Source organism: Mucilaginibacter ginsenosidivorans, from assembly GCF_007971025.1.
Classification (GTDB): Bacteria; Bacteroidota; Bacteroidia; order Sphingobacteriales; family Sphingobacteriaceae; genus Mucilaginibacter; species Mucilaginibacter ginsenosidivorans.
On record NZ_CP042436.1, the window covers coordinates 787,612 to 810,646 of the forward strand.

The following is a 23,035-nucleotide window of genomic DNA, read 5'->3' on the forward strand; positions in this document are numbered from 1 at the left end:
ACAGGAAGTAATTTAAACCGTCATTAATGTTTTAACTTTCAAAGTGGTTTTAGTAGAAACACCAACGATTTTACTTACTTCGCGAATAGTTAAACCTTTTCTTAGACCTTTTGCAATTTCTTTTGATTTTGGTTTTTCTAAAAATGCTTTCTGATTCTCAGATGATCCAGATGGCCGCCCCAGTTTACCACCCCGTTGCACATATACCGCTCTACCAACTAATGTGCGTTCACGTATGTTCTCCAGCTCCATACTGTAAATTGATGACATCAGCGACGACACCATATTCCACAGAGGGTTCTTTACACCGTTAGGTCTTGATTGAAGCCCAACATTCCGGATAACAACATTTACTTCTTTTTCTTCTAACCAAGCTAAAACCGAAACCAAATCTCCAGTTGAACGTCCCAGTCTTGAAAATTCTTCAACAACTAATTCTTTCACCTGTCCGCTTTCAATCATCCGAGCCAACTTACCTCCATTCTCACGATTTTTAAACGCCACGCTTCCTGACACTTTATCCAGTAAAATTAAATCGTAATTATCATTATCTGCGGTGAAACGATTACCTGATTGGCTAATTGTCGAAACTCTATTGTATTTAACTCTCATCTGTAGTATTTTATATCTGACAATAAAAATACGGCAGGAACCCATGTTTCACCCCATATTTGGGCGGAATGTGGGGAAGTTTTCTGTGGTCAATTTAACCATGAATAAAATTACTACCTGAGATAAATAGGAATAGGTGGTTTTCCTTTAGTCATTATCGGGATTGATTGGTAGCCTTCTTTTTGGTTGTGAAGAAAAAAGCTAACAAGGTTCCAAAAAACACCCCCAATACACTTTCAATTGTGGCGTATTTGGCATTGTCTTTTGGGTCTTTGCTTGTAATCCATAAAATCAACACTACAGTGATAAGGATAATGACTACCAACCCGCAAAGAAACTTTAGGATAACATTTGTCAATCCATCATATACTTCTACTGTTTTTTTGTCTAAAGCCATTACAATAGCGACTGATAATAAATTATAGTTTTAACATCTGATTTTGAAAATTCATATTTATCAATCTCAAGCTGTTGACAATTAACACAAGTTATCGTTTCTGGGATTTCTGAGGGATTATCGATAGTCTGTATTATTCTTCCATCATTAGGGCATACTATACCTATTCGCCTTCTAAATATTCCTTCCTTGACAGCTAACTCACAAAAAAACTTAGCTGCCCAAAAAGGCATATTGTAAAAGCTACGAACATTCTCGACGTAAATTCTATCTGGGTTAGTATGTTCCAGGACGTTTATGCGTTTCTCCAAGAACCTCCCAATAAACGACTTTTCAATTATTTGATAGAATCTTTGAAATGACATTTTCGATCTGATTTTGAGTTTCTGGATAAGTGGCAAAATTCAAGGTGCCGTTTGATGGGTCAGCAGTGAAATGTTTGGGAAAATCGTCATCATCCCCTTTGTATTTGAATACTGTTTTGTTTAACGGCGATCTCATCAAATTTTGATATACATCTGGATATTGTTCCTTTAAAGTATATTCTTCATCCATTGACTCAGTTGTTGTAGATCTATCTTTCTTCCACTTTGCAAATTTTGAATCAATAAGATTATGTTCCCAAAGATGTTTTACCCCTCTATTAACATCATTTTGATTTACAATATTCTGATTATTCCAATAATTTAATAGCTGGTCTATAATGAAATCTTCTGAATTTTCCTTTTTAACATCAATTACTCTCTGATTTGCTGGAAAATATGAACTAATGTTCTTTTCCATTATAGTCGTTTGAATAATTAAATCGTGATTTTTTACGTAGACTGTAACCGGCTGTATAAATTTAATTGTAGCGTCTTCATAATCAACCGCTTTAATTACTACATTAAAATCAACGAGTGGTAATAATTTAAAACGGTAACCGCCGTCCGTTATTGTTTCATTAACTATTTCAAATGGAAAATCAAGTCTATTAAATGTATTGATGTTAAACTGTTGATTCAAGCGATATAAGAATATATGTTGTTTTGTATGATTATGATTGCTATATGCAAAAGCTTTTATAGCTGCCTCTGTATTATTTGCAACAATTTCATCAATCATGTCAGCTTGACCGCTATTTTCAGGATCAAAATACTCTTTAACAACTTTTACTGGGTATAATTTTAATAATCTACGTAGGAGATTTCTTGTATCGTTCATGAAAAAAGGTTTGGTTCGCGTTTGGTTATATGTGGAGTTTTAAATTATTGAACCCTATTGTCAAAGTTAATAATATTTATTTTCATTACAAATCACTGATTTATAAGCTTCAAAATATCATTTACACACCTTTCCGTATTTCTTTTTACATCCTTTTCCCAAAACCGCAAAACCGTATAACCCATTGTTTCTAATATTTTATTATGTGATTTATCTCGCTGCATATTTCGCTCAATTTTAGGAATCCAAAAATCTCTATTAGTTTTTAGCTTTTGTTTTTTATTATCCCAATCGTAACCATGCCAAAATTCTCCATCGATAAATATAGCCAGTCTGTTTTTCCTTATTAGTATATCTGGTTTACCCGGGAATGTGGGGACATTTTTCCTATACCTTATTCCTTGACTCCATAGGGCTTTTCTTAATAATAGTTCTGCAACAGAGTTTGTTGACCGTATTTTTGACATCAAAGCACTACGCTGTGGTGTTGTTTCAAAACCATTAGAAGCTTTAAATCTTGGTCCTTTTATAATTTCGTATGGATTTGATTCCGACATCAGTTTACTTTTTGTTGACCATTTTCAATACAATAAACAAAACCATGAAGTAGTATATTTGTGTTTTACTATAATCGTTCAATGGTATCAGTAGTTAGTTTATTTAGTGGATGTGGTGGTCTGGACTTGGGTTTTCATGACGATTTTTTTAAGTTAAAAGCTGCTTATGATAATGATGCAGCAGCGGTTAAATGCTTGCAATTTAATTTAAAGGTTCCATCAAAAGTTTTAGATGTTACATCTGAAGACTTCAATATTGAATTAGGGAGACTTAAAACAGCCGATATAGTATTGGGAGGTTTCCCCTGTCAAGGTTTCTCAAAAGCCGGGCCCAAAAACAATGATGATCCACGAAATCAACTTTATTTGGCGATGTTAAAAGCAGTGGATCAACTCAACCCTGCGATTTTTATTGGTGAAAATGTAGACGGCTTGGCTCAAAATTTCAACGGTAGCTTTGTCGATAAAATTATAGCCGACTTTGGTGCAATTGGTTACAATGTTGAATATCGAATTTTAAATGCCGTTAATTATGGTGTTCCACAATTCAGGAGGAGAATTATTTTCATAGGGACCCGTAAATCATATACGCAGAAGTTTTCTTGGCCAAATCCAAGTCATTATGGAATAACGCGCAATGGTGAATTTAAAACGGAATGGGATGTTACTGAGCACTCAGACCTGTTTAACCAAACTACATTAAAACCTGCTAAAACAATAAAAGCAGCGATAGAAGACTTATTAGAAAAGGATGAAAGTTTTCCCGACCATAAGGTTACTGAAAAATTAAAAAAGAATGATTTACTAATTGTTCAATCAATAAAACAAGGTCAAAAACTTTGTAATGTGCGATTTTCGGATACTTCTGTTTATACATGGCAAATTCCATCAGTTTTTGGAGAAACGACAGAACGCGAAAGAAAAATACTTGAAACTATAGGTAAAAACCGTCGAAAGAAAATATATGGGGACATTCCCAATGGAAATCCTTTATCAATCGAGGTGATTAGCGACTTAACGACCCTTGACATAAGCAAAAAAGAACTGGATGTATTAGTCACAAAAAAATATTTGCGAACCTGGGATAGCAAATACGACTTAACAGGAGCCATGTTCTGCTCCGGCCTTTACAAAAGACCATCTTGGAATGAACCGAGTCCAACTGTTCTTACTGTTTTCCATAGCCCAAGATATTTAGCTCATCCATTGAAGGTTAGACCATTTACAATAAGAGAATGTGCAAGGCTACAATCCTTTCCCGATGATTTTAAATTTTTAGAAAGTGGCATATCTGTAGAAGATTCGTATAGATTAATAGGAAATGCGGTTCCTCCATTGTTAGCAAAGAGCTTATCAAACTCTGTTAAAGAATATTTTACGAACCTTAAAAATAAACATGAAACTCACCTTACCACAGTTGCCCTTTAGTGAAAAGCTTGAAGAATTTGATTTTTGGATTACTCCCGCACTTGGTGAGATAAGATCGTCTGAGCGTTACAAAGAAGTTCAGGATTCACTTTGCTCATTGATCGAAATCATAGGATCGAAAATTAATTACTTCGCATCTATTACTGACATCAATTCTGAAAAAATCGCAGACGCAATAATTACTCATACCGATAGTCTTGCTATTAAAGAAAAACTTGGCATTGTAGAAGCATTAGCAACTTTTCTATTTCTTGTAACAGGAAAAACTGATAATAATAGCAAGTGCCAATTTCCAATTTTTTTGAGAGATGTAGCACGTGTATCAGGATATCCTAAAGTGACGGGCTCCAAAACAGCCAAGGTATTATCAGAAGTGGATATTCCGAGAGAAATTAAAAGCGATAAAATCGCTAAATTATTCTGTGAGCTTTCTGATTTTCCTAAAAAACAATATGAGTTTCTGACACAATATATAGATTTTATATTAAACGGGGATCAATTTATCAAATCGTTGTGGACTACTGGTAATACGTATTTCGCAATGAAAAAACTTGGTTATGAAAAAGATTTTTTGCAACCGATGATTATCTTTCAAGTTCGCGGATCTGTAAGCGCCTCTGGTGGCCACGAGCCGGAGGACTTATTACGTCAACGAATGCAAGAATGGGGACTAAAGCCCAATATTGATTTTAATAACACCGATATAATTATAATTGAATTACCTACAGAGGGCGAAAATGCCAAAAACATATTAGTAGCAGAGGCAGTAACTAAAGAAGTTGAGGCCTCAGCTAAGTTAGCAGAGGTAACCGTTGAAGTTTCAACCGAGGATACCGCGGAAACAGTTATCGAGAAAGTTGAAGATACTATCAAAAACAAAACTCGTGCATACGATTTTGTTCTCCCTTATAAGGTTGAGGGCTGGGATCAAAAAATATTCATTCAATGCCAATTCTATGCTGGTGATAGCGGTAGTGTAAGTCATAAAAACGTAGACCAAACCCGAACTTCTCGTGAATATGTAAAGACAAAAAGAGGAAATCCTATCTTTCTTGAATACATTGATGGCGCTGGATATTTCAGTTCCTTGTGGGGGGATTTAAAAAAGATATTAGCCATGGCTGATACCGATGATTTTTTTCAAGTAAGGACTGCGGTTATTAAGCTAAGGGGTAAACTCCAATCATTGGGCTATCTTACACCTTTAGAAGTAATCCATGCCTGGGCGCTTAATGAGGCTCAGTTGGACAAAACAAAGCAACATTTGCTAAAAGAGGGCTATGTTGAAAAGGAAATTGAACGTGTATTACAATACGAAGTATTTACAATTGATGGTAACGATTTAAAAATAGATAACTCGATGATAGAATTAAGCAGACGGTATTTGTTATTAGATTTTATCGCTGTAAAAGGGAAAAAATTTACCGATTACAGCACAATGAAAGGAGTGCTTTTAGTTCCTGCATTTGGGAAATATTTCGGTGTGCGCATCGAAGAACTTGTGGATGGTGTTATTCCTATGGCTGGATTATTTAAAAACGAATGGAAAGATACTGGAATAATTTTCAAGGACATTCAATTTTTAGCAGACAAAGGCTGGATAGCACAGCGTTAAATAAAAAAAGACTGGGTAATTACTCAGTCTTTTTGTTTTACAGACAATACTTTGAATAAATGTGATCAATAATGCTTTTTCAAGTGTTTTGCTAAAGCCTCATTAAAAATAGAACGTCTTTTATTTATTTGTTTATAAATTCTACGGTCGCCAGTTAATCGTTGCGCACGATTTACATAAGATATATAGTTACTCTTCTTTACATCTTTTTCGGTTTCAGCCTTAGGTTTTAATTCAACCGATTTATAATTAAATCCACCATCACGATTTTTCACCAACCTTTTGACCTTAAAAAGCGTATCACGATTTGAATCTAAATCCAAACGCTTATATAACTTTATCAATCTACCTTTGAAAACTACTGGTTGGGATTTGCTCACTAATGCTATATGTTTTGCTCGACTAGCTTTCCGTTTGACCGAGTAAATTATTCTTCTATAAAATTTCCCAATATTAGCCGATTTTATTAGCGTCTTATTTCCATAAAACTCAAATCCCAAATAACTAAGTGGTTTTTCAATTTTACACTGGTCTTTTAATAATTGAATAGAAACAATTCTTGACTTATTAGGACTGATTTGAAAGGGTTTGAACAAATAAATCTCAGTTTTTTCTATACTGATTGATACAAGACTTTTCTCTATTTCTGATATAATAAATTTCTTGATGCAATCTGATTGGTTTGGTTTACAAACTATCAAAATATCATCTGAATAACGTCTGTAATAACCGCCATGCTCTTCAACAACGTAGTCAAAAACTTTCTTATCAAATTCAAGAAGGTAAAGATTAGCTAAAATAGCACTAAGGGGAAGGCCTTGAGGGATGCCAACGGGAACACCATTTTTCACAAACTGTCTTTTATAGACTTTTATCTCTTTTGATTTGATAGCTTCCCTAAAGGCCTTTTCATTTTCAAAAAAAGCCTCTATACCATGCTCTTTTCTAATTTTCGCCAACATTCGCTCATCAAACCCTGCCCTTTTTCCATTAGTAGATTTCTTTAATCTAAGTTCGTCTCTCAGAATATATTTAAATTGTGTGGAAGCTTTAAATACATTATAATGATCTTTAGGCAGGCGGTCTTTATCTAAAAGCTTGCACCAGGCTCTTTTTAACTTTTCATGATTAAGCTCGCTAAAGAAGCTTTTAATGTCAAACATTAAAACAACACATTCAGAACAGGCTCGCTTTTCAATTTCACTAAATGCTTCTTTTGCAAAATTTATAGTGCTCTTACCTATTTCAGCGTTATCTTCCGTAGCTACTTTTCTGTAGGCTGTTATGCAATCCGATAATTCGTCAATTGATTTTAGCTTTTTTTCATACAACTCCAAAAGGCGATGTCCGTAATAGCCAAATATTAAAGCATCAATATGGGTAGCGTAATGTAGTGGTCGAAGCTTCGCTGTTTGTTTGTAAACGCCCTTGTGGTAATAGTTATGTCCTCTTTTTGTAGGATTTTCGGGATGTTTTTTGAATTTTCTTTCTTTAATGGTTGAGTGAATTAAAGGAAAAAATGCATGGTTACCTACATATTTTTCGCTTTTAACCTTGGAAATAATCTCCCGTTCTTTTTTGTTAACGTTGATTTTAGGTGTTATGTGAAGATAACCACGATTTTTCAGCCATTTCGGCTTTTCAATAATTAAGTCCTGCTCCCTTGGTGTATCGGATTTTTCGTTTACAAACATAATACTCTTGCGATAAGGCCATTACCCAGTTTTGAGTCACACCGTAATTGTCCAATAAGATATATAAATCAGTGGTTAAACATACCAAACCAGTAATGATGTTGATAGTTCAAACAATAATGTGTATATTAGAGGCTTACACGGTAAGCACCCATAAGATGATGTTCCTACATCCAATACTACTGGCTCTGCACTGTGCAGAGGTAGTAGGCAAGGTAATATCTGGTCTCATAGATGGTTTCCAATGCAATCTCTTCCCTGTTACCCTATTTCAGATAACAGTAAGTCCACTTTTACATGAACTTTCCGGCCCATACTAATTGTCTGTAATCCTCAAGGTTGCAGGACTTATACAAATATAAGTATTGTTAAAATATTTATAGTATGTTTAATTATGGATACCGAAGTAATTAACCTGGGTGACATTATAACCCTAACCTCACACGCATATTTAAACGATTTAACCTCTATAGTTATAAGCGGAGAGCCGCAATTTTTACCTCCGCTATTTGCTGTAGTTGAAATTTACAAAGTGCAAGGTGAAGAAGGTAGTCCTGATTCATTTGAATATAAATGTATTTGGTTCGCAACTAAACTACAGACATTTGAATATGTAAGATTTAAGCATATCTATGTTAGAAAGTTAACAGTTGATAACTCAAATTTACTTGTTGACGAATTACAGCCTGGAGCCATGGTCACTTTAAAGACAATGGACTATGAATTATCTAAAAGGAAAGCCTCACTAAGTTTGGAAGATAATACTTTGCATAGTGGAGCAAGTAATACCACTATCAATGCATTACTTACCCATTTATCTCCAGTAATGCATGTCCTAAGCATTAAGGACCATAAATCGAAGCATCCCAAAAACAAGATTGAACATGAGGAACCTGAGCAAGCGGAAATTAGACATCCATCGAAAGATGTGATGTGTTTTTGGTATAATTCTCTAAAAGAAAAATTCTCAGAAATAGTCATTCCTATTGAAGCTTTAAAGCTTGTAAACCCAATAAATCCAACGTTATTAGACTTAATAAATGAGGTAATTAACTCTGCTTTTTGTTTAAGGGTTATCAATCAAGAGCAAATATATCTTGTTAAGCCCAAATTGATAACGTATCGGAGTGGCTACTATTTTTTAAGAGGTTATGATTATGTTTTAAACCGCATTACTGAACTTTCAATTGATAATAATAGCAAATATGAAAAAATTGAAAAGTTTGTATTACACTCTGCGCCTGAGTTTAATTTGGAACAAGACCCAAACTCGTTATCAAAAGATGCAGCACTGGTTGATATAGAGAAAAAAATATCCAATGCTAGCACTAATCATAACTACATTCGGATTAAGTATAAAAACAGAAATGATATTCTTTCCATTCGGACGATTAAAGAATATAAAATCTTATTAGGACGAGAGGATGGCGCAGATTACAAGTATCTTCAAGGGTTTTGTTGTTTAAGAATGGCTGAACGAGTGTTCAGATTGGATCGCATCGATAATGTAGAGGAATTAGATCTAAAATTTGAATGAGAGAATTATCGGTGGCAACTATTTTTAGTGAAATACATTAATAATAAATTATATGTTAACATATAACGAGCTTATTGAATTAAAGAAAAAGCTGGCTAATGAAGAGGTTACGTTAGAATATGCAAAAGAATCATGTTGGAAAGATTTTCAAGAAGGGGCAAGGGCATGGCATACAAATGATTGGAAAAAGAGACGAAGTGAAGTCCTTAAAGACAAATGCGAGATATGTGACAGCAAAGAAACTTTAACATTACAACATCTTTCTCACACCCTAAAATATAATGACTACGAAAGAGAAGTAACAAAAAGGTATACTGAAACTTTCATAGGCTCTAACAGTATTGTTGATAAATTTGAATTTAGTGAACACGTAATAAAAGACTATGATTATGTCCCTATTCCTTTGTGCCCAAATTGTGAAGATAACCGACCTAATAAAAGAGTAAGAAAACTTCCACAATACCTTTGCGCAGTATGCCGACACGAATTTGATAAACCTGTTTATAAATCAGTGGAGGAACTCATCGCTATTTTTTATGAAAATGAAGACGCTATTGAGGTTCGTGACAAGTGTTTTATTTCAAAAGATAAATGGAAAAACAAGCTTAATTTATCCAATATTAAGTATTGGTTTCAAAGAAATATGGCAAAAACCAAAGACAATGAGACAATTGGCAAAGAGGCATTTTTACTTTATTTAGATGATAACATCAAATATCTTTCCTTCTCTGATACAATAACTGCTTGTAAAAAATGTGCATTTAGTTATGATATAAAGAATATGGAATTATGTCCAAAATGTAAAGAGCATTACAAAGGCATTCAATATGCAACTTGTATTCAATGCTTACCAGAAGACAGGCGAAAAGCGGCATTAGAAACGATTGAATTTGGAAAGGAAATGCACGCTATACATAAAAAACTTGGAATTGACTGAACAACAATAAATTAACACATGGGCAAATCAGATGAAATTGATTGACTTTAAAAATATATCAATATCATAGCCTATTCAAAAACGCATGTAAACTGCATTATTCCATAATCAATCCATTGTTTCAATTAAACTTTTTTCATTTCAATATATAATAAAGTAACCCGGTTAAATCGGGTCAAAAACTAATTATATGGGAATGAAGAAAAGAAACATTGAAACTGACTTTATCCAATTTATCATTGATAAATATTCTGCTAACCCCGGTGCCACAGCTTCTAAGGACGATGATAGAAAGTCTTCGGACGACCAGTCCAATGATGAAGACGATACCGACCAAGAGGTGGTTGAGAAGCTCTTATTAGAGTATAAAAAAATCAAAGACAAGTATGAGTATTATAGCTTACAAAGTAAAAGAGGGTGAGCATCATTACTACGACTTTTCCACTATCAAAGATTTGCTAAATATGGATAGGTCAAAGCTACAACGTGATTTGAGGAGAATTGCTAAGGCAGACTTTATCAAATACAAAAACCAACACCTATATAAACAAGAAGTGCTTTTTATTTTAATGGAAGAACAATTGATGAAAGGTTTGGATAAAATCGAATCATCATTAAATGAACATTCATAAAATACAAATGCTTAATGACAGGATTAGGACCAATAGGAAAAAGCTAACCATTGAACAGGACTCTAAAAAACGTCAAATCAGGATGCTACAAATTTGGATTGACCAATATCAAATCAGAATGGAACGTTTGAAGAACTAACAAGAAACAACATCGTGTAAATTAAAGGAAGTCTATACTGGTAAATGGTATAGACTTTTTTGTTGCGGTGAGTATCTATATATCTCTATCATTAATACTCTTGCTCACTTTTTTAAATTCTTTAAACAAAGGTGAAGAACCATCCTATAACTGGGTAAAGTGACTATACACTTCAATATATAGACTATAAAAAATTATAAAATGGATGATAATAACATTGCCAAAGGAATTTAAAGAGGCTATTAATGAAATGCCCTTTAACCTCACCGTTAAAAGGAATGCTTTAAAAATATACGCTGCATTACTCACTAAAAAACACTTAGAAAACTCGCTTGGTTATTTCCCGGTGTCAAGTGCCTATCTCGCATCTATAAATAAGCGATACTATAAAATCATGGAATATTTTATAGAAAAGAAACTCATTGATTATTATAAAAAAGCTTACACTGATGAAAACGATATTTTCAATACCGTTTATCGAAAAGCATATAACAAAGAACTGGGCATAACAGCCAAATACCGGTTTCTCGTAAATGTTGAAGCCGGCGACGAAATTAACGTTGATATGATTACCAATAGAACTTACAGGTGGTATGAAATTATTGAGAAAAGTTTAGAGGAAACAACGTTCCCAATTAAAATTAAACGAGATAGCTATGGCAGGCGTGTGCACCACACGGCTATCAAGAATTACAAAACAGACTTTAAAGGTTATTATACCATAGATGCCGTTTGTTCGCAACCCCGGTTGCTTTATAACCACCTTAAAGAAAAAGGAATTGTTGACCCAGAGTATAACCGAATATTTGAAAGCAATTTAGATTTCTATATGGAGGTTGCATCCAGGTTAAACTTTCAGGGTTCCAACCAAGATAAGCGTAACGAAGCTAAAGATTTGTTTATGCACTGGATTAATGGCCATGGCTATGTTCCAAACTTTGAGATACACAACCTTTTTAGAACGGTATCTCTTTATCTTAAAGGAATTAAACGTGGAAATTATAAGAACAGCGGATCATTATTACAGCGTATAGAAAGTAAAATTTGGATAGACGGCATATTGAATAATATACCGTGTGATTTCGCAATACCGATACATGATTGTGTGATTGTCAAAGAACAGGATGCCGATATGGTGTTAAATTATTGCAAGCACCAATACCCAAATATCAAGTTCAAAAAAGAACTAATAAAATAAAATGAGAATGAAAATGTTTAAGAAAGCAAGGAAACAAACGTTACAAGACCTGATTACTTGTAATCAGAATGTAGCAGACCCAATAGAAAAGTTTTGGACAGAAATGGAGATAGTTAACTATCCCGTTAGATTGCACACTTTTATTAAAAGGAAAGACGACTACCTATTTATTACGAAAATAGCACCATCCATTAAAGCGCCGTTTATGGTGGACGGATATAGTGTGAGCACTCAGCAATTCAGACACTATATCATTTCCGAGATACTCGGGTCAGATTATTAAACCGTTTGATTTGGGTGGTTCTAAGAAATCCGTTTTGTTCGGTTGATACATTGTAAGGCTTCAGTCTAAAAAGTGTCTTATAACCACCCGAATCACTTTAAACTTAGTAACTGGCTACAATAACCACTCGATTGTTTCTTGGAAAAAATAAATCTCAAAACAAAAAGGCTCCTGTAGTTATACAGAAGCCTTTTTACAATATAGGTTGGGGTGATTGATGTCTAATTCTTTAATTGTTAAGCGTAAAGCCGGGGTCGCCGTTGCCTACAAAGGTAATGTCGTCAATATTACCTCTGTTGCCATTTGTTGGCTGCACAATCTTGAAACGAACTTTGGCAGACGTTGTGATTTTAAAGGTGGCAGTATAAAATCCGGTGTCCGCATTCCCCGTAGTAATTTCGTTGCTTAATTGGCTCCAAGTGTTACCGCCATCAGTGGACATCATCACTTGATGAGGCATGCCAAGAGAATATTTAAAGCTAAACTGATTAAGGCCGCTAACATCAAACATCATTGTTATCCAGCATAGACCAAAGTTCATTCGTGCAGAGGCCTTGCCATTTATTATGTCTTTGTCCGTCCTTCCGATAAGGGCTTCATCAAAATACCATACACCGGAAGAAAGCGTAACATTCGCTGGGGCATAAGCATCTTTTGTGCCTTTCTCAAAAGTTTCTGTCAACGAATATGATTTGGGTTGTGTGGGGTTTACTGGTGTAGTTGTTGTGTCTGTTGGATTGGTCTTTGTTGTGGTTGGGGGATTGTTTTGGGTAGGTGTGCCGGTGCCGTCTTTTTTACAGCCAATAGCAATTAAAAAAAATGGAATAAAGATTAAGGTTAGCTTTTTCATGATTTTAAAAATTTAACCAAACATAAAATATCTAAACGACTTGTCAATCATACGGATGACATTATTTACCCACATCATGGCTATCATTGAAGTTCATGCCAGCCAAAAGAAAGGAAGAAAATGTAGAAGCAGAAAGGGAACTCCTGATAAAATTAGGAGCGAAGTTTAAGCTGGTGCGTGAAGAAAAGAAACTGTCATTAGAAAAGTTGGGAAAGATCATCGGAAAAGACAGGCAATCAATTCATCGCTTTGAGAGGGGGGAGTTTAACCCCTCATATCTCTATTTAGTAGAACTGTGCAAAGGATTGGAGATAAATATTGGGGAGATACTAAAGGAGGCGAATAACGAAACTTTATAGCCTACCGAAAACTCCCATCGTTAGATGGAAGTTTATTTTATCCGGTATTGATAATTACTAAATTTTGGTTAGCAGATAGCCACCATCAACTTTAGATATAGAAAGAGTTTTAACTTCTTTACCTTTTGAATACTTAGCATAGTAGTAAGCTGGGATTGAGGTTCGCAAGGTAAATTCCTCCTGGGTTATTAAAAGTCCTTCACCTTTCTTAAGTGCCTCTATTTCGGCGGCAAACAGCACGGGCTTGTTAACGCCTGTTCTCTTGGTTGCTAAGATTGCTTTTACGTCTTCTTTTGATTTTACTACTGGCATGATTGAATGTTTTTAATTATTAATGTTTAGGCTATTATGAGGAGTTTTCCGTCAATGGCGGAATCCAAGGGTGAAAAAGTTCCCCACATTTTTAAAATTTACTATTTTTAAATATTCAAAGCCACAACCTTGTGGCTATTGTGATAAGGTTTAGGTTGATACCCCGAAGCAGCGAGTGTTTTCGGGGTATTGTTTTATGCAGCCATTTGGAATATTTCAGTCATACATCCGTCCGATTTTTCCTGAATAGCCTTATTGATGTCAAGTGTGCTTAGGGCAAAATTTTCTTTATTTAATTCGTAGCCAATATACTTTCTTCCCAATAGTAAAGCCACGCGCCCTGTGGTGCCTGACCCAGAGAATGGATCGAGAACAACGTCACCCGGTTTAGATGTTGTAAGTATTGGAAGAACTGGTAAATAATCGGGAAACAATGCGGGATGATCTACCGTGTTATCCAGTTGCTGCAATTCTTTTTGACGAGCGGAGGCATTATTGCCAACTATAACGTCATGCACTTTTTGCTCCTCAATGAAATCCTTAAATTTTTTATAAGGCTTGGTTAACAGCCATTTACCATCTTTTTTATTGCCATCGTCTTTTACATCTCTATAACCGGGCCCTTTAACCAGTTTGATAGGATTGTTATGCCAAATCTTAAATTCTTGATAGAAATAGTTATCAGGGTCTTTAACCAAATGAAATATCTTCTCATAAGACGTGTGCAACTTGTTAGTTAAAGATTGTGGTATAGGGTTTTTCTTTTTCCAAATGATTTCGTTAACCAAATACCACCCTTGTTCCTGGCAAAGTGTTAACAGTAATTTAGTTGGTATCAATAGGGCTTGTCTATCCTTGTAGGTTTCGCCGATATTTAAGAAGAAAGAACCGCTTTGCTTTAATATCCTGCGAACATCCTTTAAATGGCTTACAAGGTTAACGATAAACTCTTCAGGGGTTGATTCCAAACCCAGCTCCGGAATGCCATCAACACCGTTTCCGTAATTCCGTAAGCCGTAATATGGCACTGAGGTCATTACGACCTGAACACTCTTGTCCTCAACCTCATTCATGTTTAGACATGACTTATTAAACAACTTTACACTTTCTTCAATCAAGCTATCTTTATAAAATGGTGTAACAATGTTGCAGCTCTCATTCTTTAATTTTCGGTAATTCTTTACAAGTTTATCGCCAACGCTAAATGACATTTCGCCACTTCTGACCTTATCTAAAATTCTTAGCTCTTTATGTTCTTCGGCTTCTTTTTCAAATTCTATGACATTACTAAGCTGACGGAAGGATGAACCTGATAAACCTATCATTTTACCTGCACCTTCAAATCTGTCTTTCCCTTTTACATTGAAAGTATCAGTTGTGTTATTGCTTTTTAAATCATTTCGTTGTCCCTGTCTTTTAATTAACAGAGGTAACAGTATCTCAGCTTCTTTAACAAGCTCTTCCTTTGTCTTCGTCCTTTGCTGATTATGGCAAACAATATTTAAGGCATCGTCCTTACCGTTATCATGAATAACGATTGCATCTAATTCGGCTATGCTATCAATTTGATTTATTGCCATCCATCTTCGGCCTCCTGACAATATTTGATTATTATGATTAATAATGACCGGCTCTCGTTGTCCTACCTCTTTAATTGTTATCGCTAAATCCTCAACGGCCGACACATCACTATATGTGTAAATGTTAGCTAATAATGGATGCAGTGACAATAACTCTTTTCTAATTTTAATTACTTGCGCGTTTGCTTGAACGTATTTTTTTTCCATTGTTTTTAAAGTTGTGGCAAGCGACTTCCTTTTATTTACACGAAGTTTTACCTGATTAAAAAAATAGAAGTAGGGTTTTGCGAGGGTTCTTCTTTGTCCTCGGAATCAGCAATTAAATAGCGCTCTTTAATTGTTGATTAGTGTTATTGATGGTTACAAAAGTAGGTAAGAGAAACTATGCAAGGAAAGGAAATCACTGATACAACAACCTTACACGCGATATATTTTCAAAATGTTAAATATCTTTTAATCAGTGTTTTATAAAACTGATACAATTATATTATAAGGGATGTTGCCCTGGTGGGTGGCGGCAGCAACCCGCAGCCAGGTGAAATATCCATGGCACATAACGGGGTGCTTTTCCTTGATGAATTGCCGGAATTTAAACGTTCGGTACTCGAGGTAATGCGTCAGCCGTTGGAAGAACGGCGTATAACCGTTTCCCGTGCCAAATTCTCAGTTGACTACCCCGCAAATGTGATGCTGATCGCGAGCATGAACCCATGGCGTGGTGATACCTTTTCTCTGGATTTAGACGAAGGAGGGGTGGCGTAGGCAAGCGTGATGGTGATGTCTTGCTTGGTGATTTCCACTTTGCTCGTGATCACTTCAACAATTGCGCGTTTCTGATCAAGACTCATAGAACCCCATTCATCATAAAGTGTTTTGGCATCTGTTAGCACCACGTCGCTTGAAATCAATTGAATATTTCTCACGTCGATTTCCGCCTCAAGCTCTGGAATAATCACGTCTAACTGCTGCATCCGTTCTTCTAACGGCGTGTATTGTTCAGTGTACCGTTCTTTAGTGAGGCTGCCGTCGAGACGCAAGTCAACCAGTTCGGTGATACGCTTAGCAAGCTTTGTCCGCTCCTTTACCGTCACCTCCAGCAGTTGCTTTTTCTCCTGCAATTGCTGGTCGGATTGTCGTAAATAGTCTTCTCTGTTGATGCCGCTCAGATACTCTTTGAGATACACCTGGTATATCTCATCAATATCAGCGACACTGATACGGGTTTTGCAGCGTTTGCAGGCATAGTTTTTCGATGATTGATAGACATACATAGTGGTGCCGCAGGAGCATTTCACGAAGCCGGATAAGAGATAGACGGGTTTCGGGCCACGTGGTCTGCGCTTGGCTTCCTGGTTGTCGAGGATGCCGTTGCATTGCTCCCACAATTCGGGTGAGATAATCGACTCACAGGGAATGATAACCCATTCCGATTGCGGTTTCAGCACCCATTGCTTGTTGTTGCCGGTGGTTTGGGTATAGTTGGCCCGGCGCTCGCCTTTAGCAGTGCTGTCACGCAATAATCGAGAAACGGTGGTGGCGGTAAATTGTGTGCCATTGCGAGTGCGATAGCCGCGCCTATTCAATTCCTGGGCCGTACTCTTTTTGCGCTGTAATTGGAGAAACAGTTGATACATGAGTGCTCGTACCGGTGCTTCAGTCGTGTTGACGACAAATTCTTTGCCGCTCCACTGGTAGCCAAAGGGGGCTTGCCCTCCTAATGATTTGCCAAGTTTTGCCCTGATGGGAACTGATGCGGCGACGCGGGCGGCTATTTCTTCACGCTCCCATTCTGCCATTGCGGAAATAATGGTGAAAAACAATCTGCCGGCTGGACTGCTTGTGTCGATGTTTTCAGACAGCGAGACCAGGTCCGCGCCCTCTTGGCGGAAAATTTCCGCGAACTCCAAGAGTTCTTTGGTGCTCCGGGCCAATCGCGCTAGCTTGGAAAAGACTAAGCCCGTGATATGTCCGCTCCTGATGTCAGCGAGCATGCGCTGTGCCTCGGGATGCTGCATGACTGATTTCCCACTCACAGCATCCAATCGATACACCTCCATTACCTGCCAATCATGCGATTGGGCGTAGTATCGTGCTCGTTGTTCGTGATGCTCGGGACTATCGTCCTTGACTTGCATATCGGTACTCACGCGTATCCATATGCCAACTCGTTTTTGTATTGCCATCTGATAAGTGTTTAGTTGTTGAAAGAATTTGCTTTACCTAAAGATAGCAAGAGGCAGGTATAATTTATAGGGGGAACGATTAGTTTAGAAGAACTAACCTGGCGTGACACTGTCGCGATAGCGTGAATGGTGAGCGACCAAGACGGCTTCAGCCATTTTGTGGTGGTATTTGTTCCGATTCGTCAATTCTTTGGAAACTTTTGGGACAATCATCGGGTACAACAGCGCTGCATGTTCTAACAATTGCCTAGTATTGCGGGCGTGCGGTACCGCACCTTTCAACTCTTTTTTAGTCTTATATTCCACCATGCAGCCGTGATAGGTGAATAGGGCAACGAGCTTTTCAAGGAGCATCATGATTGCGGTCGTTTGATGCGTCAGGGGTGGTATCTTGAGCGCCACCACGGTAACCCGATGGCGCTTGATATAGTGTTCATAGCTGGAGACGATAACGTCAGCCTTTTGTGCTGACCAGGGATTTTTGAATGAAAGGGTACGCCATTCGATCAGTCCTCGTTTGTTGATGATGGCAATCCCTGAGGTTCTAGTACCAATGCTAATTCCGAGAATGACCATACCCGCCGAATCGTTTGTATTGGTTCACACTGTTAACGAAAATGGCAGCACGCGATTTGAGGACTTGCGCGTCAGGTGTGGAGCAAGCTTTATTGAGGGCTTGCCGTAAAAAATCGTGAGGAAATTCTTGTGCGTAGCGCAAAAATTGTGTCAGAGCAGCCGGATCTTCCAGCCGTTCTGCGATTTCATTGGCCAATTGAATTTGTTCGGGGGTATACATGTGGGAATAGTGTTTAAAGTGCTTCATAAATGATTATGCTAACTATTAATTGCATCGTTCGGTCGCTCGTTTTTTATTTTTTTTCGCTTCGTTCGAATATCTCTCTCATCATCTTGTCCTTTATCTATCGGACATACCAAATACGCACTTCAGTGTGCCACACTGACTAGGCCTTTTGAAATTGTTCAAACTCTTTTAGACGGAGTGTTTCGCGAAAATCCTGGAAGAGTTCGTCATATAGCTCATTGGGTATCGTGTGATAAATGAGACTAAGTTTGATGAGGTTCATCGCATTGGGAAGCTTCGTGCCTTTTTCCCATTGTGAGATGGGAACGGAATCATGCAGGTCCAACAATGTTGCCACCTGGCGTTGTGTGAGCCCAAGTGTCTGTCGGTGGAGCCGTAATGCATTTGGAAAAAATCGATGCTGTTTTTCCATGAGTTAAGGATAACAGCAGGGTGTGAAAGAGATAAGGGAGGGAAAATAGTTTTAAAGAAAGCACGGGAAATTTTTGCTTTCAGTCAGCTAACAATTTCCGGCTGGTTTTCAGCTTATAAACCACACAATCTTTAATCTCATTTTCAGGTTGATTCTGGCTCCATCATATCTAATGATTCCTGCTTCTTTGCGTCTATCTTGGCTTGCAGTTCAGGGGTAAGATTTGTATACGTGTAATCGCCGTAGTCGTCTGCAATTTGCATTACGCAATTAGCTGCTTCTAATTCTTCCTTTAATTCGGGGCCGATCTCATTCCAGATTAACCGGGTTAGTACGTCTTTTATTGTCATTGCAGAAGTTACCCTTGAATACGATAATCGGTAGATGCTACTGGAGCTGCTTGTTGTACGGGCGGCTGTGAAGCAAATCGCAAACGAGTTTTTGCGGCGGTTGATTTAGATAATTGGCGATGTGTTGCTTTGTTTTCTGCCATCAATTGTTTAATCTCTTCGACGCGCTGCCGTAAATGGGCAAGACGTTTTTCAGTAACCGCCAGTAATTCATCAATAGCTTGAGGGTCTTGCGGCAATAATGTTATTGGGTTAGCCATACCTAAAGATAGCCAGGCACAGGGCAGGTCGCAATAGGGAACATCAAATACCGTTAAAAAACGGTGTAAAATGGGTTAAAACACGATCCGAAATAGTGAACGATAATATCTATCGTTGCTCTGGTTAGTTAAAACACTGTTAGGGGTAAGGCCTGCTTGACGAAAGAACAGCAGGCTTTCATTTTCTTCTAATTGCTCTTCATCAAACTGGTTTAAAAGTCAGAGCTAACCCGAAATTATATTCGTGCTCAATCATTCGTCAATGCTTTAAACTCATTCGACGTTTAACAATATTTAGTAGAAACCAAAAAGTCGGGCTACGCTATTTAGCAGTTGCTGTAGTACTACCGTTTTTTCTTGACTTCCTTTATAACATTTGATTTATTAGACGAGTCTGTCTTTAATCGTAATAGCTGGATTTTCAGTGATTGAATCTGTTTCAATTGCTCAGTTAACTGCTGCTCTTGCTTGTCTTTTTCGCGACTTGACCTAAGCGCCACAAAGGACACAATTAAAGTGCCTAAACCCAAAACAGCGGTTATCAAGAAAATCATTGTTTGCCGATTTAAGATGTTTGTCTGACCAGTAGAATTTATAACAATCGAACGATTCAATACTAACTGTTCCTTGGAAACGCGCTCCATTAAATCATTGATTTTTCGAACCGACTCATTTGTTTTCAATGTAGATTCATTGGTATCAAGTAAAGACTGACTAAGAGCATCTTGTTTTTGTCGCTGTCTTTCCTTTTCTAATGCTTCAATACCTTTGTCTGTAATTGCTGCAAACAACTCGACTTCATCATATAAATGTTCGAAAGTATTTTTAAATGTCCCAATCTTATTTAAGCCACTCGGGTCATATTCAATATAGCCAGTATGTTTTAGTATGCTCAAGAATGCCAGTATTTTTTGGCGTTCTACACTTTTTTCATTTTCGTCAGCCTGAGCTGTGATTGGATAAAGACGTTCAACAAAACGTGAAATGTCAGTGGCGCCAAAAATCCCCTCTGATTCTAGGTATTCTAATAATTTCAATTGATTAATATGCACCCCTAAAAATACGTAGTAGTTCTCGCATTTTCCGCAGTTGGGCGTTTAGTCTCTTAGGCTAACTTGACGTCCTAATCTCATAAAAACTATTCATTCACAACCTCTTTTTCATTTCGAAGACTTCCAAAGTATAAGAAATTCCTTTGTTAAATAAAAAATCCCGGCATCTATTAATGTGTTTTTAGTCGTGACCCTTAAGTTCACCATTAGTTCTACAGAACTATTTTACCCCACTGGTAAAAAATCCTTTTATTCCAATACATTTTGCCTGTTTAGTACTTCCTGCATCTGAGAAGTCCTTTTAATTAAATAATTAATTGATTTATAATTAATTGGTAAATAGCTGCCTTTATTTAGTAATCCAATTAAACCTTAGTCACATGCGACTCAAAACAATTAAAGTCAAAAACTTTCGTGGTTTTAAACCTGAAACAATTATTGATATTGAAGACCTTTCCGTATTTATTGGAAAAAACGATGCCGGCAAGTCGACGATTCTCGAGGCTCTGGAAATATTCTTTAATAACTCGATAGTAAAAATTGAGAAGGACGACTTAAACGTTAGAGCGAAAGCCGGCGGTGAAAATAAAATCGAGATTAGTTGCATATTCTCTGATTTACCAGCTGAACTAGTAATTGATGCAGCTAACCCGACAACGCTCCAGGCAGAATATCTGGTTAACACGGGCGGAGATTTGGAAATAAAAAAGGTTTACACGTGTGGAGCTGCTGCGCCCAAGGAAGAAGTTTTTATAGTTGCCCATCATCCTACCTGTGCACATGGAAATGATCTTTTACTATTAAAAAGAAACGAGTTACGACAACGGGCTAATGAGCTAGCCGTTCCGGCTGGAAACTACAACGGAAATATTAACTCCTCATTACGCTCAGCAATATGGGCCTTCTTAGGTAATTTAGCATTGGCGCAAAAAGAGATTCAGGTAGATAAGGAAGATGCTAAAAAGGCATGGGACTATATTTCAAAATGGATGCCACAGTACGCCTTGTTCAAGTCAGATAGAGAAAGCACCGACGGCGACAAGGAGGTAACAAATCCTATGAAAATCGCTGTAAGTAACGCAATTGCAGAACTTCAGGCAGAACTCGATATTATACAACAGCGAGTAATGGAAAAAGCCGTTGAGGTTGCAGATCGAACACTTGATAAGCTACGTGAAATGAATCCGACTCTTGCTAACGAATTAACCCCGGAATTTAAGGCGGAACCGAAATGGGCGGGATTATTTAGCTTGACGTTAGCAAGTGATAACAATATTCCAATTAACAAGCGAGGTAGCGGGGTTCGCCGATTGATTATATTGAATTTTTTTCGCGCAGAAGCTGAACGTCGCCGTTCTGAAAACAATTCCCATGCGATAATATATGGATTCGAAGAGCCTGAAAACTCTCAACATCCAGACCATCAGGAACTGCTAATAAAAGCGTTCCGAGAGCTGTCAGAAGCAGACAATACCCAGGTGCTGATCACCACCCATAATCCAGCACTTGCAGGCTTGGTGAATGAAGATAAATTATTCTTTGTCACGGAGGATAACGGAGAAGTAGTTGTGAAAAGCAAACATGCGTCTATCCTTAGAGATATTGCTGATACGCTTGGAATGCTGCCGGAGCCGTTGAAGCCAAGATTATTGATCTGCGTCGAAGGACCGAATGACGTGGAATTTTTCAAGCATATTAGCAGAACGATCAGTCAAAACAGGGCTGATCTTCCAGATCTAGGTGCTGATACTAGAACAGCGATTTTCCCATTGGGAGGCGGAACTTTAAAAGATTGGGTAACACATGATTATTTAAAAGGGTTAGGCACGGCACAGTTTCATATTTATGATTTGGACGATGATGCAAATCCTCCATACCAGCAACAACGCGATAATGTACGTGCTCGTGGCGGGAATAATTGGGCTGAGTTAACAGTAAAGAGAGAGACGGAAAACTATCTACACCCGGACTCAATTAATACAATATTTGGCCATCAAATTGTCTTTGGCGATATGGATGATGTGCCGTTGATGATCGCTCAAGCCGTCCATGATGCGGCAAGTCCTAATCCGTGGGCTTCTTTGTCTCCAGAAGATCAAGCAAAGAAAGCAAGCAAAGCAAAGCGCCGCCTTAACAGAGAGGTTGCTTCGACTATGACATTCGCACAAATACAAGCAGCTGATCCTAACAGTAATATTATAGGTTGGTTGGAATTAATTAGAGACAGGATTAATTAAACATTTACGTTAAAGATTTCTCATAAAAATACGCCTCTACCAGTATCTCCGCCAACCTGTCCAACAACACTTCAATACTCTCATCTTCTTGGTCAGGGGTAATAGTAGCCGGTATTTTGGCTTCTGTCTGCTTTCGCTTCCTCCGCGCATAGTCCAGCTTTCTTTTGTATGGGCCATAGAGCTCTTCCACTTTAACTTTATATAAATGCGCAAGCGCAAATAGATGCTCCATTGACGGCACTGATATTCCTTGCTCCCAGGCAGAGAGCCGCCTGGCGGTCTTATGGCCAAGTTCAACAATGACTTCCTGCTGAGTCAGCTTTCTTCTTAAACGGAACCTGCGGAGATTGTTGGGGTATTTTTGTTGTGTCATATCCCTCCACCA

The 23,035-nt window shown here is 37.5% G+C and carries 25 protein-coding genes and 1 pseudogene; 10 read left to right on the forward strand and 16 right to left on the reverse strand.

Going from position 1 to position 23,035, the window contains the following annotated elements:
- Positions 1-12: 12 nt before the first annotated feature.
- The 4 genes from FRZ54_RS03640 to FRZ54_RS03655 form a co-directional block, all read right to left on the reverse strand.
- Positions 13-612 (reverse strand): recombinase family protein, encoded by a 600-nt coding sequence (locus FRZ54_RS03640; protein WP_187359735.1) that lies wholly within the window; start codon positions 610-612, stop codon positions 13-15.
- A 154-nt stretch (positions 613-766) separates the two neighbouring features.
- Positions 767-1,009: a hypothetical protein gene (locus FRZ54_RS03645; protein WP_147030290.1), complete on the reverse strand. Its 243-nt coding sequence runs from the start codon at positions 1,007-1,009 to the stop codon at positions 767-769.
- Between the two features lie 333 nt (positions 1,010-1,342).
- Positions 1,343-2,212, reverse strand: coding sequence for a hypothetical protein (locus tag FRZ54_RS03650; protein ID WP_147030291.1), 870 nt, complete (start codon positions 2,210-2,212; stop codon positions 1,343-1,345).
- A 92-nt stretch (positions 2,213-2,304) separates the two neighbouring features.
- Positions 2,305-2,769: a very short patch repair endonuclease gene (locus tag FRZ54_RS03655; RefSeq protein WP_147030292.1), complete on the reverse strand. Its 465-nt coding sequence runs from the start codon at positions 2,767-2,769 to the stop codon at positions 2,305-2,307.
- A gap of 81 nt (positions 2,770-2,850) precedes the next feature.
- Here FRZ54_RS03655 and FRZ54_RS03660 point away from each other — a divergent pair, with 81 nt between their 5' ends.
- Positions 2,851-4,197, forward strand: a complete 1,347-nt coding sequence (locus tag FRZ54_RS03660; RefSeq protein ID WP_147030293.1) for a DNA cytosine methyltransferase — start codon at positions 2,851-2,853, stop codon at positions 4,195-4,197.
- Entirely contained in the window at positions 4,166-5,812 is a 1,647-nt protein-coding gene (locus tag FRZ54_RS03665; RefSeq protein WP_147030294.1) for a hypothetical protein, read from the forward strand. Before FRZ54_RS03660 ends, FRZ54_RS03665 begins: the two co-directional genes overlap by 32 nt.
- Before the next feature lie 65 nt (positions 5,813-5,877).
- Here FRZ54_RS03665 and FRZ54_RS03670 read toward each other — a convergent pair whose 3' ends face one another.
- Positions 5,878-7,506 carry a reverse transcriptase domain-containing protein gene (locus tag FRZ54_RS03670; protein ID WP_147030295.1) on the reverse strand — a complete coding sequence of 543 codons (1,629 nt, stop codon included), beginning with the start codon at positions 7,504-7,506 and terminating at the stop codon, positions 5,878-5,880.
- 394 nt (positions 7,507-7,900) lie between these two features.
- Here FRZ54_RS03670 and FRZ54_RS03675 point away from each other — a divergent pair, with 394 nt between their 5' ends.
- The 5 genes from FRZ54_RS03675 to FRZ54_RS03695 all read left to right on the forward strand — a co-directional run bounded on the left by FRZ54_RS03675 (position 7,901) and on the right by FRZ54_RS03695 (position 11,949).
- Complete coding sequence (locus FRZ54_RS03675) at positions 7,901-9,043, forward strand: WYL domain-containing protein (RefSeq protein ID WP_147030296.1); 1,143 nt, start codon at positions 7,901-7,903, stop codon at positions 9,041-9,043.
- Between the two features lie 52 nt (positions 9,044-9,095).
- Complete coding sequence (locus FRZ54_RS03680; RefSeq protein ID WP_147030297.1) at positions 9,096-9,980, forward strand: hypothetical protein; 885 nt, start codon at positions 9,096-9,098, stop codon at positions 9,978-9,980.
- Positions 9,981-10,176: 196 nt separating this feature from the next.
- Complete coding sequence (locus FRZ54_RS03685) at positions 10,177-10,401, forward strand: hypothetical protein (protein ID WP_147030298.1); 225 nt, start codon at positions 10,177-10,179, stop codon at positions 10,399-10,401.
- The gene (locus FRZ54_RS03690) at positions 10,367-10,612 is read left to right on the forward strand and encodes a hypothetical protein (protein WP_147030299.1); all 246 of its coding nucleotides are present in this window, start codon (positions 10,367-10,369) and stop codon (positions 10,610-10,612) included. Before FRZ54_RS03685 ends, FRZ54_RS03690 begins: the two co-directional genes overlap by 35 nt.
- 356 nt (positions 10,613-10,968) lie before the next feature.
- Positions 10,969-11,949 (forward strand): hypothetical protein, encoded by a 981-nt coding sequence (locus FRZ54_RS03695; RefSeq protein ID WP_147030300.1) that lies wholly within the window; start codon positions 10,969-10,971, stop codon positions 11,947-11,949.
- A 512-nt stretch (positions 11,950-12,461) separates the two neighbouring features.
- On the opposite strand, the gene FRZ54_RS03700 is transcribed toward FRZ54_RS03695, so the two are convergent.
- Entirely contained in the window at positions 12,462-13,082 is a 621-nt protein-coding gene (locus FRZ54_RS03700; protein ID WP_147030301.1) for a hypothetical protein, read from the reverse strand.
- 95 nt (positions 13,083-13,177) lie between these two features.
- Here FRZ54_RS03700 and FRZ54_RS03705 point away from each other — a divergent pair, with 95 nt between their 5' ends.
- Positions 13,178-13,441 carry a helix-turn-helix domain-containing protein gene (locus FRZ54_RS03705; RefSeq protein ID WP_147030302.1) on the forward strand — a complete coding sequence of 88 codons (264 nt, stop codon included), beginning with the start codon at positions 13,178-13,180 and terminating at the stop codon, positions 13,439-13,441.
- 57 nt (positions 13,442-13,498) lie between these two features.
- On the opposite strand, the gene FRZ54_RS03710 is transcribed toward FRZ54_RS03705, so the two are convergent.
- Together FRZ54_RS03710 and FRZ54_RS03715 are read right to left on the reverse strand one after the other, a co-directional pair.
- Positions 13,499-13,753 (reverse strand): hypothetical protein, encoded by a 255-nt coding sequence (locus tag FRZ54_RS03710; protein ID WP_147030303.1) that lies wholly within the window; start codon positions 13,751-13,753, stop codon positions 13,499-13,501.
- A gap of 194 nt (positions 13,754-13,947) precedes the next feature.
- Positions 13,948-15,540, reverse strand: a complete 1,593-nt coding sequence (locus FRZ54_RS03715) for a DNA methyltransferase (RefSeq protein ID WP_147030304.1) — start codon at positions 15,538-15,540, stop codon at positions 13,948-13,950.
- A gap of 273 nt (positions 15,541-15,813) precedes the next feature.
- Between FRZ54_RS03715 and FRZ54_RS03720 the strand changes: the two are divergent.
- Positions 15,814-16,044: pseudogene (locus FRZ54_RS03720) on the forward strand (ATP-binding protein); the annotation flags it as partial.
- Here FRZ54_RS03720 and FRZ54_RS03725 read toward each other — a convergent pair.
- From FRZ54_RS03725 to FRZ54_RS03755, 7 genes are all read right to left on the reverse strand, one after another.
- Complete coding sequence (locus FRZ54_RS03725; protein WP_147030305.1) at positions 16,005-17,516, reverse strand: recombinase family protein; 1,512 nt, start codon at positions 17,514-17,516, stop codon at positions 16,005-16,007. The pseudogene FRZ54_RS03720 and the gene FRZ54_RS03725 overlap by 40 nt on opposite strands.
- Before the next feature lie 93 nt (positions 17,517-17,609).
- Positions 17,610-18,092: a hypothetical protein gene (locus FRZ54_RS03730; protein WP_147030306.1), complete on the reverse strand. Its 483-nt coding sequence runs from the start codon at positions 18,090-18,092 to the stop codon at positions 17,610-17,612.
- Entirely contained in the window at positions 18,073-18,312 is a 240-nt protein-coding gene (locus FRZ54_RS03735) for a hypothetical protein (protein WP_147030307.1), read from the reverse strand. The genes FRZ54_RS03730 and FRZ54_RS03735 overlap by 20 nt, the downstream gene beginning before the upstream one ends.
- Positions 18,313-18,478: 166 nt before the next feature.
- On the reverse strand, positions 18,479-18,751 hold the full coding sequence (locus FRZ54_RS03740) for a helix-turn-helix domain-containing protein (protein ID WP_147030308.1): 273 nt from the start codon (positions 18,749-18,751) through the stop codon (positions 18,479-18,481).
- 143 nt (positions 18,752-18,894) lie between these two features.
- Complete coding sequence (locus tag FRZ54_RS03745) at positions 18,895-19,101, reverse strand: hypothetical protein (protein ID WP_147030309.1); 207 nt, start codon at positions 19,099-19,101, stop codon at positions 18,895-18,897.
- Between the two features lie 8 nt (positions 19,102-19,109).
- On the reverse strand, positions 19,110-19,361 hold the full coding sequence (locus tag FRZ54_RS03750; protein ID WP_147030310.1) for a hypothetical protein: 252 nt from the start codon (positions 19,359-19,361) through the stop codon (positions 19,110-19,112).
- Between the two features lie 344 nt (positions 19,362-19,705).
- The gene (locus FRZ54_RS03755; RefSeq protein WP_147030311.1) at positions 19,706-20,398 is read right to left on the reverse strand and encodes a hypothetical protein; all 693 of its coding nucleotides are present in this window, start codon (positions 20,396-20,398) and stop codon (positions 19,706-19,708) included.
- A 395-nt stretch (positions 20,399-20,793) separates the two neighbouring features.
- Here FRZ54_RS03755 and FRZ54_RS03760 point away from each other — a divergent pair, with 395 nt between their 5' ends.
- Positions 20,794-22,650, forward strand: coding sequence for an ATP-binding protein (locus FRZ54_RS03760; protein WP_147030312.1), 1,857 nt, complete (start codon positions 20,794-20,796; stop codon positions 22,648-22,650).
- Positions 22,651-22,654: 4 nt separating this feature from the next.
- Here FRZ54_RS03760 and FRZ54_RS03765 read toward each other — a convergent pair whose 3' ends face one another.
- A complete protein-coding gene (locus FRZ54_RS03765) occupies positions 22,655-23,023 on the reverse strand; it encodes a helix-turn-helix domain-containing protein (protein WP_147030313.1) in 369 nt (122 codons plus the stop codon).
- Between the last annotated feature and the right edge of the window lie 12 nt (positions 23,024-23,035).